The sequence below is a fragment of the Mesorhizobium sp. GW821-FHT04C10 genome (assembly GCF_059420305.1).
The window spans coordinates 86,392-99,305 of the sequence record NZ_JBWKTL010000002.1 but is presented as its reverse complement, the minus strand read 5'-3'; the positions used below and the strand labels follow the sequence as shown (position 1 = coordinate 99,305).

General features: G+C 59.9%; 9 protein-coding genes. 8 read left to right on the top strand and 1 reads right to left on the bottom strand.

From position 1 onward, the window contains the following. Window positions 1–106: 106 nt before the first annotated feature. The 3 genes from AC07UC_RS34000 (at window position 107) to AC07UC_RS33990 (ending at window position 4,930) form a co-directional block, all read left to right on the top strand. A complete protein-coding gene (locus tag AC07UC_RS34000; protein ID WP_494909122.1) occupies window positions 107–1,354 on the top strand; it encodes an aromatic ring-hydroxylating oxygenase subunit alpha in 1,248 nt (415 codons plus the stop codon). Window positions 1,355–1,370: 16 nt separating this feature from the next. Next, the gene (locus AC07UC_RS33995) at window positions 1,371–2,462 is read left to right on the top strand and encodes an FAD-binding oxidoreductase (RefSeq protein WP_494909478.1); all 1,092 of its coding nucleotides are present in this window, start codon (window positions 1,371–1,373) and stop codon (window positions 2,460–2,462) included. 194 nt (window positions 2,463–2,656) lie between these two features. Next, window positions 2,657–4,930 carry an FAD-dependent oxidoreductase gene (locus AC07UC_RS33990; protein ID WP_494909121.1) on the top strand — a complete coding sequence of 758 codons (2,274 nt, stop codon included), beginning with the start codon at window positions 2,657–2,659 and terminating at the stop codon, window positions 4,928–4,930. A gap of 59 nt (window positions 4,931–4,989) precedes the next feature. Here the strand turns inward: AC07UC_RS33990 and AC07UC_RS33985 are convergent, their stop codons facing one another. Beyond that, a complete protein-coding gene (locus AC07UC_RS33985; RefSeq protein WP_494909120.1) occupies window positions 4,990–5,922 on the bottom strand; it encodes a LysR substrate-binding domain-containing protein in 933 nt (310 codons plus the stop codon). Between the two features lie 131 nt (window positions 5,923–6,053). Here AC07UC_RS33985 and AC07UC_RS33980 point away from each other — a divergent pair, with 131 nt between their 5' ends. From AC07UC_RS33980 to AC07UC_RS33960, 5 genes are read left to right on the top strand one after another with little or no spacing between them, the layout of a single operon-like run. Continuing rightward, window positions 6,054–7,403 (top strand): NAD(P)/FAD-dependent oxidoreductase, encoded by a 1,350-nt coding sequence (locus AC07UC_RS33980; RefSeq protein WP_494909119.1) that lies wholly within the window; start codon window positions 6,054–6,056, stop codon window positions 7,401–7,403. 19 nt (window positions 7,404–7,422) lie between these two features. Next, window positions 7,423–8,295: a dihydrodipicolinate synthase family protein gene (locus AC07UC_RS33975; RefSeq protein ID WP_494909118.1), complete on the top strand. Its 873-nt coding sequence runs from the start codon at window positions 7,423–7,425 to the stop codon at window positions 8,293–8,295. A gap of 4 nt (window positions 8,296–8,299) precedes the next feature. Continuing rightward, window positions 8,300–8,914: a short chain dehydrogenase gene (locus AC07UC_RS33970; protein ID WP_494909117.1), complete on the top strand. Its 615-nt coding sequence runs from the start codon at window positions 8,300–8,302 to the stop codon at window positions 8,912–8,914. Window positions 8,915–8,943: 29 nt separating this feature from the next. Then, window positions 8,944–10,422, top strand: coding sequence for an aldehyde dehydrogenase family protein (locus tag AC07UC_RS33965; RefSeq protein WP_494909116.1), 1,479 nt, complete (start codon window positions 8,944–8,946; stop codon window positions 10,420–10,422). 47 nt (window positions 10,423–10,469) lie between these two features. Next, on the top strand, window positions 10,470–12,911 hold the full coding sequence (locus tag AC07UC_RS33960; protein ID WP_494909115.1) for a GcvT family protein: 2,442 nt from the start codon (window positions 10,470–10,472) through the stop codon (window positions 12,909–12,911). The last annotated feature ends 3 nt before the right edge of the window (window positions 12,912–12,914 follow it).

Below are 12,914 nucleotides of genomic sequence, written 5' to 3'. Positions count from 1 at the left end.
GGTGAGCTTTTCGAGAATACAGCCGGAACCAGATGCATGCTAGCGGTTGCTGATGCGCCCGCGTTGAAGGTCGGCGCGGGGCCCAAGACTTACTCCGAGGAAATCCATGTCGATCCACGGCACGATGCTGAACCTCCTGCAGAACAGACAGAAGAACTTCAGCTTGGAGCGGCCGTTCTACACGGACCCCGACTTCTTCAAGGTCGACATCGAGTTGATTTGGTACAAGGAATGGCTGTTCGCCGGACATGAATGCGAACTTCCAAAGGCAGGCAGCTACTTCACGCTCCAGGTCGCGGAATACTCCATAGTCGTTGTCCGGGCCAGGGACGGCCAGATACGCGCGCTTCACAACACTTGCAGACACCGCGGCAGCAAGGTCTGTACAGAACACAAGGGAACCACAGCCCGGCTGGTCTGCCCTTATCATCAATGGACGTACGACCTTGATGGCAGCCTCCTGTTCGCGAAGACGATGGGTTCTGACTTCGATAGGACCGCATATTCCCTCGCAAGCGTGGCCTGTGAGACAGTCGAGGGCATCATCTACATCTGTCTAGCCGATCAGCCGCGTGATTTCGCCCCAGTGCGTGAGATGCTCGGCCCGTATGTCCGGGCTCACGGCATGAAGGATGCGAAGATCGCTCACGAAACGACGATCATCGAGAAGGGTAATTGGAAGCTAGTCTGGGAAAACAACCGCGAGTGCTATCACTGCGCGGCGAACCATCCTGAACTCTGCAAGACCTACCCCGAGTCGCCCACAGCCACTGGAAATGACGGCGGCGCGACGGATCCCGAGGTCATCGATCTCTGGTCACGATGTGAGAGAATGGGTTTTCCAAGCCGATACGCAATCGATCCGGCTGGCCAGTTCCGCGCGACGAGAACGCCACTCATCGACGGCACGGATAGTTACACCATGGATGGAAAGATAGCGGTTTCCAAGAAGCTGTCGGGCAACCATGATGTCGGTTCGCTAGGTGCGCTGCTTTTCTACCACTACCCATCCACTTGGAATCACTACCTGAGCGACCATTCGATTTCGTTCCGTGTCGTGCCGATCAGTGCCACCGAGACGGCTGTGACGACGAAATGGCTCGTTCACAAGGACGCGGTTGAAGGCGTCGACTACGACCTCGATCATCTGACCCACGTTTGGATCATGACGAATGACCAGGATCGTCGGGTGGTGGAGGACAATACTTCAGGAGTGCTCTCTCCTGCATATCGTCCGGGCCCATATTCAGAGGCCTATGAAGGCGGTGTTGCACAGTTCGTCGACTGGTATTCGAACTTCATCTCGCCGCGCCTTTTGTCAGGCTCGAAGCCGCGTCTCGTCAGCGTCGCGTGAGGTCCGCGTGAACGCTATGACCGATCACGCGCTCTATCGCTATCTCGACGAGATGGCTCCTTGGAACAACCGCTTCCAGGTTCTCGAGGTGGTCGGCGTGACCGACGAAGCACCGGAGGTGAAGACCTTCACTTTCCGGTCGGATGCGCAAACCTGGTTCCGATATCGACCAGGCCAGTTCATCACGCTGGAACTGCCCACCACCGAAGGTCCATTGCACCGGACCTACACATTGTCCTCCAGTCCATCACGGCCATTGTCGATCGCCGTGACGGTGAAGGCCCAGACCGGCTCAATCGGCACGCGCTGGATGTTCGACAATCTGAAGCCGGGCAGCCGGATCACTGCGATTGGCCCGCTTGGAGACTTCACCCACCACAACCATCCGGCCTCGAAATATCTGTTCATTTCGGCCGGTTCCGGCGTAACGCCGATGATGTCGATGCTGCGCTGGCTGAACGACTGCGCACCACGGACGGACGTAGCCTTCGTGAACTGCGCCCGTCGACCCGAAGAAATCATCTTCCGCAGGGAACTCGAACTGCTCGGCGCGAACATGCCGGGCCTGTCGCTCGGCTTCATGATCGAGAAAAGGTCTGCCTCGCGCGAAAGCTGGTTCGGGCATATGGGCCGCATCGATGCGGTCCATCTGCCGCTGCTCGCACCGGACTTCCGCGAACGCGAGGTCTTCTGCTGCGGCCCCGATCCCTTCATGCGCGCCGTCCGCAGTATGCTGGAAGCAGCCGACTTCGACATGAAGCACTACCATCAGGAAAGCTTTGGCGCACCGCCGCCAGAAGCACTGCCGAGTGCACCGAACATCGCCGACGAGACCCCCTTGGAAGCGAAGATTTCGATCCGTTTCGTGGGTTCCGATGTCGATGCCGAATGCCTGCCCGGCCAGACCGTGCTGCAGGCGGCGCGAGCGTACGGTGTCCGGATTCCGGCTGCGTGCGAGTTCGGCCTCTGCGGCACCTGCAAGATCATGAAGGTCTCCGGAAAGGTCGACATGAACCACAACGGCGGAATCCTTGACGAGGAGGTCGCCGAGGGATTCATTCTTGCCTGCTGCTCCAGGCCGCTGTCGAACGTTGAAGTTGAGGCTTGATCGGCCAGCTATAAATCCAGTCAATGCGAGGACTTCAATTTTTCCGCCTATAAGGCTGAACGTCGTTCCGGTATCGAACAAGCGTCGGCCGATGGGTCGGCGAGGCATTTGGCAACCTTGACCTCCGAAGATTGTGGCTATCGGGGAGCGTTGGCCGCTAAAGCGCCTCCAAGATGCAGTCCCTGGAGGGAACGATGTCATTGGCCGATGAACCTCTGGATCGAGATATCGGGTCTACACTCGAGCTTTGGCGTTATCCGGTCAGCTCACTGACGGGCGAGCGCATGCACCGAGCGCCCGTTTCATCTCGCGGCCTTGATCTGGATCGCGCTTACGGTCTGTTTGACGAAGACACGAACGACATCGTCTACCCCTCCATTCAAAAGCATTGGAATGTCGCGCCACTGTTCGCGGCTCGGATTGTCGACGCAGGCACACTCCAGATTTCGAGAGACTCCGAAAGCTGGCACGACGCCGACGATCCAGCAATCGCGGAGGTAATGGCAAGGAGCTTCGGCCGGAGAGTGCGGGCTTGTCGATATGGAGAGCACCTCGGAAACAAGATAGCAGCTTCTCGATACGAGCTGAGCCCGATCCATCTTTTGAGTCGGCAGTCGATCGAGGCGCTGCGTCGATCTCTGCCAGAAAGCGAGATCGACGAACGCCGCTTCAGGCCCAATATTCTGGTCGACATTCCCGATTCGGTTGAAATGCCCGAGTACAGCCTCCTAGGAAAGGAGTTCCGGATCGGCAATGTACGGCTACGCGGTACGAAGCCGTGTGGCCGATGCAGTTTCACATCACTTGAGCAGCAGGGGGTGCCGGAGGATCGACGCGTTCTTCGCACCCTCATCGCGCAGTTCGAGAAGAACTTCGGCATTTATTGCGATGTCCTAACCGACGGCGAGATAGAGGTCGGTGACCGCCTGAAAGTATCCTGGCCGGTGCCCAAGCTTGCGCCGATCATAATCGTGGGAGGTGGTCAAGCCGGAGCCATGACGGCGAAGGCGCTTCGGGACCTGGGTTCAGATTCCCCTATAGAAATCTTCGGAGACGAGCGTCACGCTCCCTACGAGCGCCCTCCATTGTCCAAATCCATCGGGTCTCGGGACGACGGGAAGGTGGAACTAACCAGCGTGCTTCCACCTGACGAGATCGAGCGCCTGGACATCAGATTGCATCTCAACAACCGTATCACAAGCATCGATCGTACAAACCGGACGGTCGAAACGTCGGACGGTAGCCGACATGCCTATGAATTCCTCGTTCTCGCTACTGGCGGATCCGCGCGGCGCCTCCCGGGAATCGATCGAGGGTACGGCCACGTTCACTCGGTCCGCACAGCAGAAGACGCGTGGCACTTCAGGCAGCGCCTGGCTCGCAGTTCGAAACTCTTTGTCCTCGGAGGAGGATGGCTTGGCCTCGAAATCGCCGCAGCGGCGAGAACTATTGGTTGCGAGGTGACACTGTTCGCGAGGCAGAAGCGGCTCTGTGCGAAAGCGCTTCCTAAGGTCGTCAGCGACTTCCTGGAGGCAAGGCATCGCGCGGAAGGGGTGCATCTTCGTCTAGGCGTTGAGCCGACATTCAGGGAGACACCCGAGGGGATTGAGGCGGAGATTGGGGAAACCGTCGAACGGGCCGACACTCTCGTCGTCGCTATCGGGATGACGGCGAACGACCTCCTCGCGAGGCACGCAGGGCTGAGCTCCCATGATGGGGTGGACACGGACCAAAATGGTGCCACGGAAGATCCGCGGATTTTCGCCGTCGGCGACGTCGCGCGCCAGCGGGGTCCCAATGCAGCGCAGGGATCACGTATCGAAAGCTGGCACAACGCCAATGAGCAGGCCGTACGGGCAGCGAGAGCAATCCTCTCAAAGCCGACCGATGCCATCCCCCCTGCCCGGTTCTGGTCGACGCAATACGACCTCAACCTGCAGATCGCAGGACTCCCTGACCCTACAGCGAAACCTGTCTCCAGTTTATACGGGCCTGCACCATACTGGGAATTCCATGGCTTCGCGGTCGGCATCAACCGACCGGGCGACGTCCATCGGTTCACGTCGAGAATATCAGGGCCGAACCATTCTTCAGAATCCTTGTCGAGGTCGCGCCCGACCCTCGACGACACGAACTCGACGCTTGAACACCTGTGCCACGCAGATGAACTCCGCGAAGGACAGATTTCGCGCTTCGAGCACACGTCCGCGGGTCCTGTTTCGGCCGGCCTGCTCGACGGCAGGCCGTTCGCCGTCCACGACAGATGTCCACATGCCGATGCCTCTTTGTCGGAAGGTTTCACAGAGGGACGGCGGATCGTATGCCCGCTGCATTTCGCCGAGTTCGACGTGGAGACCGGCGAAGCATTTAACGCCCCGCCAGGATGTGCAGATCTCGCCTGCTACACAGTCGAACTGCAGGGAACGGAACTGTTCATTCGGGTCCCCCGAGGAAATGCCGCAACCTGAATGCGCCAATCCCACGGAAGGCTTCCAGCAGCCGATGTCGCTACCGACTTTGAAACAGTCTATTCCGACTGTGAGCTTAAGCTGGGTTCCCGCAATTCCGAAGTGCTGCTGAGAAACCAATCAACGATCTTCTTGCATGAACTGTTCGCAGTCGCTCTTTCGTTCGCAAGCAGGAAATGGGCGCGGTCGGTCCGGATTTGCATATCCAGCGGACGCACGAGCAAACGGTTGTTCAGCAGCTGCTGCGCGGACATCGCCCAGCCCAGCGAAATTCCTTCTCCGGCCAATGCCGCCTGTAGCGTGAGCTGATAGTCATTGAATACGATGTCAGGTTGAATCTCCGTCGCGTCACCTCCTGCGAGTTCCACCCACTCCGACCAGCTCATTCGCTTGCGGTACAAATCGGAAGAATGAAGCAGCTTGTGTTTGACGAGGTCGTTCACCGTCTCCGGTCTCGCATGGGACCTTAGATAACCCGGCGAGCAAACCGGGAATATCACTTCGTCTGCTATAAACCAGCTGTTGTCCCGAGAGAAGTTGCGAGGCCGGACCCAGCAGGTGATATCCACTTCCTTGTCCGGTTCGATATCACGATCTGTCGAAACCACCTTGATCCGGACATCCGGGTGCTCCTCCTGGAAGTGATATAGCTGGGGTGCGAGCCAATGAGCGGCGATCGATGACGACGCGGCGAATGTGATGTACTTGGCGCCGTGGCCTGAGATGGTTTCCAGCTTCTGCTCGATGCCGCGAAAACCAGAGCGCACTTCCTCGTATAACTGGATGCCGGCTTCAGTCAGGTGAACGCCGCGATTGTCCCGCTCGAAGAGCTCGGTACCGCAGTGCTTCTCGAACAGCTTGATAGCATACGAAATGCTCGGCTGCGTCACATTGAGCTCAAATGCGGCGGCTTTGAAACTGAGATGTCGTGCAGCCGCTTCGAATACGAACAGCGATTGGGTAGAGGGAACCAGTCGGCGAAGCTTTGACATTAAGTCATTCTATATCAGCCTCGATCTTTCCCGTCTACGAGCAGAAACCCTGCCGCGCTAGAAGGGCATGACGAACACATCTTATCGGATGCTCTCCAGTGTTTCCGATTGGCCCTCTAAGCGAGCTGACCGTGGCATCCCTAGCACGTTCTGATAAGCGTATTGCGATTGACCCGCCCCATCCGGAGCCGACGCCGTCTGGCTGGTTTCTGACTTCTGGAGCGGACCTGCCGCTGATACCTCAGCGCGGCGACGTGGAGTGCGAATGCCTCGTTGTCGGTGCCGGATGGATGGGCCTTCATGCGGCCCGGAGATTCGCCGAGCTCAATCCCGATGCGCGCGTCCTGCTGGTCGATGCGGGCCGGATCGGCAACAACGCCTCGGGCCGGTGCATGGGCTTCGTCATTGATCTCGCCCACAATCCCCGCAAGAAGGATTTCGTCGAGGACATCAAAGGCAATAAGGAAGAGCTTTTCGTCAATCTGGACGGCATATCGTACATCCGCAGCGCGGTCGAAGAGCGCGGGGTCGACTGCGATTGGGACCCTCAAGGAAAATACCACAGCGCGGCGACCGATCATGGCGTCGAAGATCTAAAGCGCTTTTCCGAAGCCCTGGACGTTCTCGGACAGAAATACAGCTGGGTCGAGAAACCAGAAATCCAGAAGATCACCGGAAGCAGGCACTACATCAGGGCGCTTCACCATCCCGGCACCATCCTCGTCCAGCCCGCGAAGTACCTGAAGAACGGGGCGCGCGCCCTGCCTTCCAACGTAACCGTTCACGAAGACACCCCGATCGTCGGGATGACTTTGGACGGTTTGAAGCACATCTGCGAGACGCCGACGGGAACTATCCGTGCGAAGAAGATAATTCTCTGTGCGTCAGGCTATCTGACGAAATTCGGATTCTTCCCGCACCGCGCGATACCGCTTTACACCTTCGCGAGCATGACAAGGGAGCTGACGCAGTCCGAGTTGGCGCAGGTCGGGGATCGTTCCGCCTACGGCCTCATCCCGGCCGACAGCTTCGGCACGACGGTCCGCCGGACAGTCGACAACCGCCTGTTCCTGCGGAATGTCTACTCCTATGCCACCGATTTCAAGACCACCGAAGCCGACGTGATGAAGGCCCGTATCCAGCAGCAGGTCGCTTTCGACCGCCGTTGGCCGCAGCTTTCCAAGATGGGTTTCGAGGCGAGTTGGGGCGGACTGCTGACGCTGGCACAGAATGGCGGGATGGTCTTCGGCGAACTGGCGCAAGGCGTGTACGGGGCGGCATTCTGTAACGGCACGGGCGTTGCGCGCGGCGCCGCATTCGGAAAGGCAGTCGCCGAGTTGGCATGCGGAATGTCGTCGCCTGTCATCGACATCCTGAAGAGTCGCGCGAGCCCAAGTCGGCCCTATCCGCGGATCATAACCTCGATGGGCGTAAGTTTTGTGACCTCTTTGCGCTTCCGGCAAGCAGGTGCAGAGGTTTAGGATTCAAGGGAGAGAAGAAATGGCTGATCTGAAGGGCATCAATCTGGCGATGCAAACCCCGTTCAACGCGAACGGGGAAATCGAATACGGCGTCCTCGAGGAACTGATCGACAAGTATATCGACGCGGGCGTGCATGGCCTCGTCCTGGGTGCTGGAACGGGTCAGCATCCATACCTGACCGAAGCCGAGTGCAACCGCCTCTATGAACTCGGAGCGAAGCGCATCGACGGTCGCTGCAGCCTTATCTGCCAGTCGTCGGCCCTGAACATGGACGAGGTCATTCGCCGCTCGAAACATGCTGAGTCGATCGGTGCTGACGCGATCATGGTCCTTCCGCCCTATTTCGAAGGGCCGTCGGACGATGACGGTATCCTCCGGTTCTACTCGGAGGTGAACGACGGGGTCGGCATCGACATCGTCGGCTACAACATCCCGCAGGCGACCGGTCTGTCGGTCTCCCCCGAGCTGTTCCGTCGCCTCAGCGAGTTGAGCAACTTCAACTTCATCAAGGACAGCGGCGGCGACTTCACGTCTCATCAGGAATACTTGCAGATCAACGGCGGTGTCCTGAACGGCTGCGACCCGATTACGGTCTATGCCCTGATGGCTGGTGTGCCCGGTGTCATTTGGGGTGCGGCAAACTTCATGCCCAAGGAAGCCGTCCAGCTGTACGAGCACGTCGCCGCGAAACGCTTCGACCACGCTCTCGCACTCTGGGCGAAGATGTTGCCATCCCTCCTCCATATCTGGCGCTCGCCGTACACTCCATCGGTACTGAAAGCCGCCCAGTGGCGTGGGTTTGGTACGGGCAACGTCCGCAAGCCGCTGGGCGCTCTCTCCCCTGATCAGGAGAAGGCCCTCCGCGCCGCCCTAGAACCGCTTAACGCCTGATCCGATGAAGGTCGTTCTTGTCGGGGCTTTGGGGACGATAGGGTCCGCAGTCGCTGCGGAGCTTCGCCGCAGGCATGAAGTGATCACCGCCGCGCGGACCGGCGGCGATCACCATGTGGATATCGCAGATCCCAGATCGATCACTCGATTCTACCAGGAAGTCGGCGAGTTCGACGCGCTGGCCTGTATGGCGGGTGCCGTGCACTACGCGCATCTCGCTGATTTCACACCTGAACAGTTCGAGATCGGCCTGCGGAGCAAGCTCATGGGCCAGGTGAATCTGGTCCTCCAGGGTCTGCGTAGGATTCGAGACGCTGGATCGTTCACGCTGACCTCGGGCCTGACCAACGAAGACCCGATCGTCCAGGGTGCGGCATCGTCGCTCGTAAACGGTGGGCTGGAAGGTTTCGTGAAGGGTGCAGCGATTGAGACGCGACGCGGCATCCGCATCAACGTGGTCAGTCCGACCCTCGTCAAGGAATCTCTGGAGGCCTACGGGGAGTTCTTCCCCGGAGTTAAGCCCGCTCCGGTGCGGGATGTGATCCTCGGATATCTGAAAAGTATCGAAGGATCGCAGACCGGCCGTGTCTATAGGATGGGCTGGTCCAAGGACGTTTGAAGTTCCGTCGTCGCTCAAGGAGGACAAGTATGCGCGACCATCTGTTCATAGACGGACGTTGGCTTTCACCTGCGAAGGGAGGCACCTTTGAGGTCTTGAATCCTTCCACCGAGGCGCGGCTCCACGATGCCCCGGCAGGCACATCTGCCGATATCAACCTCGCCGTCAAAGCGGCCCGCAGGGCGTTCGATGTCGATGGGTGGGCCAAGACCACCGGGAAGGAGCGCGCGAAGTATCTCAGGGCGATCGCCGACGGTATCCGCTCGCGTCTGCCGGAACTAGCCCGACTGGAAGTCCTGGACAATGGCAAGCCGCTTCCCGAGGCCGAGTGGGATATCGGCGATGCGGCAGGCTGCTTTGAGCACTACGCGGGTCTCGCAGAGTGGCTCGACGTGGACACAGAAGAAGTGATCACGCTCCCCGACGACCGCTTCCGGTCGAAGGCGGTCAAGGAGCCGGTCGGCGTGGCCGGGGCTATCATCCCTTGGAACTACCCCCTGCTGATGGCGTCCTGGAAGGTCGCGCCAGCACTCGCTGCGGGGTGCACGATGGTCCTGAAGCCGTCCGAACTCACACCTCTCACCGCACTTGAACTCGGCGCGATCGCAGAAGAGGCAGGTCTCCCGCCAGGAGTGCTGAACATCGTCACGGGATTGGGATCGGAGGCCGGACAGGCCCTGATCGACCATCCCGACGTCGACAAGCTCGCGTTCACGGGATCGGTTACGACAGGATCGAAGGTGATGTCGGCCGCCGCGCGCGACATTAAGCGCGTGAGCCTCGAACTCGGCGGCAAGTCGCCGTTCCTCGTTTTCGACGACGCCGACGTCGAACACGCCGTCGAATGGATCATGTTCGGAATCTTCTGGAACCAAGGTCAGGTCTGCTCGGCGACCTCGCGGGTAATCGTCCAGAAAGGCATCTACGAGCGTCTCCTCGCACGGCTGATCGAGGAGACGTCCCGGATCACCATCGGAGACGGCCTGGAACCGGGTATCCTGCTCGGGCCTCTTGTGTCGGCAGGCCAGCACCGCAAAGTGACCGCCGCTATCAATGCGGCCCGGGCCGCCGGAGCGACCGTGGCCTATGGTGGAACAAAACCTGCGGGCAGCGATCGTGGCTACTTCATTGAGCCGACGATCCTGACGGATGTCCAACTCGACAGCGATGCATGGCGCGAGGAAATCTTCGGGCCCGTCGTCTGCTTGAAATCCTTTGAAACGGAGGAAGAGGCGATCAGTCTCGCCAACGACAGCCGATACGGTCTGGCCGCCGCCGTGATGTCCAAGGACGACGATCGCGCCGAGCGCGTCGCAGAGGCACTGCGAGCGGGCATCATCTGGATCAACTGCTCCCAGCCGACCTTCAGCGAAGCTCCCTGGGGTGGATACAAGCAGTCAGGCATCGGCCGCGAACTAGGTCGCTGGGGGCTCGAGAACTATCTCGAGACCAAGCAGATCACGCGTTACGCCACCAGTGATCCATGGGCTTGGTACATCAAGCGGTAGCCCCGCTTTCCATTGTCCTGTTTGCCTGATCAAGTGAGGGTCATCCTGTGAATATTCCTTCCAAAGCGCGTGTTGTGATCATCGGCGGAGGTATTTCCGGCTGCTCGGTCGCATACCATCTGGCGAAGCTCGGCTGGACCGACATCGTGCTGCTGGAGCGCAAACAACTGACTTCTGGCACGACGTGGCACGCAGCCGGTCTGATCGGGCAGCTGCGCGGCTCGGCAAACATGACGCGACTGGCGAAATACTCCGCCGACCTCTACGTTAAGCTTGAGGAAGAGACGGGCGTCGCGACCGGCATGCGGCAGGTCGGCTCCATTTCGGTTGCGCTGACCGAAGAACGCAAGCACGAGCTTCATCGTCAGGCTACCGTCGCACGCGCTTTCAACGTCGACGTGCGCGAGATTTCGCCGTCCGAAGTGAAACACATGTACCCGCATCTCAACGTCTCCGACGTTGTCGGCGCGGTCTATCTTCCGCTCGACGGACAATGCGACCCGGCCAACATTGCGATGGCTTTGGCCAAGGGCGCGCGCCAGCGCGGCGCCAAGATCGTCGAGGGCGCGAGGGCGCTTTCCGTTCAGACGAAAGACGGCCGCGTCTCCGGCATGACCTGGGAGATGAACGGCGCGCAGAGCTCGATCGAGACCGACATCGTTGTCAACTGTGGGGGCATGTGGGCGCGTGAGTTCGGCCTGCAAAACGGCGTCACCATCCCCTCGCATGCCTGCGAGCATTTCTATCTCGTCACCGAGCCGATCCCCGGCCTCTCCCGCCTGCCGGTGCTGCGCGTTCCCGACGAGTGCGCTTACTACAAGGAAGATGCCGGCAAGATGATGCTCGGCGCCTTCGAGCCGGTAGCCAAGCCCTGGGGCATGGACGGCATCCGCGAGGATTTCTGCTTCGACCAGTTGCCCGAGGACATGGATCATTTCGAGCCGATCCTCGAAATGGGCGTCAACCGCATGCCGATGCTGGCGACCGCCGGCATCCACACTTTCTTCAACGGCCCCGAGAGTTTTACCCCGGACGACCGTTATTATCTCGGCGAGGCGCCGGAACTTCGGGGCTACTGGATGGCGACCGGCTACAATTCGATCGGCATCGTCTCTTCGGGCGGCGCCGGCATGGCGCTGGCGCAGTGGATCAACGATGGCGAAGCGCCCTTCGACCTGTGGGAAGTCGACATCCGCCGCGCCCAGCCCTTCCAGAAGAACCGCCGCTACCTCAAGGAGCGCGTCTCAGAAACGCTCGGCCTCCTCTATGCCGACCATTTCCCCTACCGGCAGATGGCGACGTCGCGCAACGTCAGGCGCTCGCCTTTGCATGAGCATCTGAAAGCGCGCGGCGCCGTGTTTGGCGAGGTCGCCGGCTGGGAGCGCGCCAACTGGTTTGCGAAGCCCGGTCAGGAGCGCGAATACAAATATTCCTGGTGGCGGCAGAACTGGTTCGAGAACCAGAAGGAAGAGCACCTTGCCGTGCGCAACGGTGTCGGCCTTTTCGATATGACTTCGTTCGGTAAGATCCGCGTCGAGGGCCGCGACGCCTGTGCCTTCCTGCAGCGCCTCTGCGCCAACGACATGGACGTGGCCGCCAACAAGATCGTCTACACGCAGATGCTGAACGAGCGCGGCGGCATCGAGAGCGATCTGACGGTGACTCGCCTTTCCGAAACGGCGTTCTTCCTCGTCGTGCCGGGTGCCACCCTGCAGCGCGATCTTGCCTGGCTCAGAAAGCATGTCCGTGACGAGTTCGTCGTCATCACCGACATCACGGCGTCCGAGAGCGTGCTCTGCCTGATGGGTCCGAAGTCGCGCGACCTGATCAGGAAGATCAGCCCTAATGATTTCTCCAACGAGGCGAACCCATTCGGCACGGCGCAGGAGATCGAGATCGGCATGGGGTTAGCGCGTGCGCATCGCGTCACCTATGTCGGCGAACTCGGCTGGGAGCTTTACGTCTCGACCGACCAGACCGCGCATGTCTTCGAGATGATAGAGGAAGCCGGTGCCGATCTCAGTCTGAAGCTCTGCGGCATGCATACGCTCGATTCCTGCCGCATCGAGAAGGCGTTCCGCCACTTCGGCCACGACATCACCGATGAGGACCATGTGCTCGAAGCCGGTCTCGGCTTTGCGGTGAAGACTTCGAAGCCTGACTTCATCGGCCGCGACGCGGTGCTCAGGAAGAAGGAAGCGGGCCTGTCGCGCCGCATGGTCCAGTTCAAGCTGACCGATCCGCAGCCGCTTCTGTTCCACAACGAGGCGATCGTGCGCGACGGCAAGATCGTCAACATCGTCACGTCGGGCAATTACGGGCATCACCTCGGGGGTGCGATCGGTATGGGATACGTGCCCTCGGACGGTCAAAGCGAAGCCGATATCCTCGGGTCGAAGTACGAAATCGAGATCGCGGGTGAACGCTTCGCAGCCGAGACCAGCCTTAAGCCTCTGTATGATCCAAAAGCCGAACGCGTGAAACTCTAGCAT

Excerpts from the sequence above, each read along its gene's own strand:
- AC07UC_RS33965 (WP_494909116.1), top strand. The coding sequence starts at position 8,944 with ATGCGCGACCATCTGTTCATAGACGGACGTTGGCTTTCACCTGCGAAG.
- AC07UC_RS33995 (WP_494909478.1), top strand. The coding sequence starts at position 1,371 with ATGACCGATCACGCGCTCTATCGCTATCTCGACGAGATGGCTCCTTGG.
- AC07UC_RS33975 (WP_494909118.1), top strand. The coding sequence starts at position 7,423 with ATGGCTGATCTGAAGGGCATCAATCTGGCGATGCAAACCCCGTTCAAC.
- AC07UC_RS34000 (WP_494909122.1), top strand. The coding sequence starts at position 107 with ATGTCGATCCACGGCACGATGCTGAACCTCCTGCAGAACAGACAGAAG.
- AC07UC_RS33990 (WP_494909121.1), top strand. The coding sequence starts at position 2,657 with ATGTCATTGGCCGATGAACCTCTGGATCGAGATATCGGGTCTACACTC.
- AC07UC_RS33970 (WP_494909117.1), top strand. The coding sequence starts at position 8,300 with ATGAAGGTCGTTCTTGTCGGGGCTTTGGGGACGATAGGGTCCGCAGTC.
- AC07UC_RS33985 (WP_494909120.1), bottom strand. The coding sequence starts at position 5,922 with ATGTCAAAGCTTCGCCGACTGGTTCCCTCTACCCAATCGCTGTTCGTA.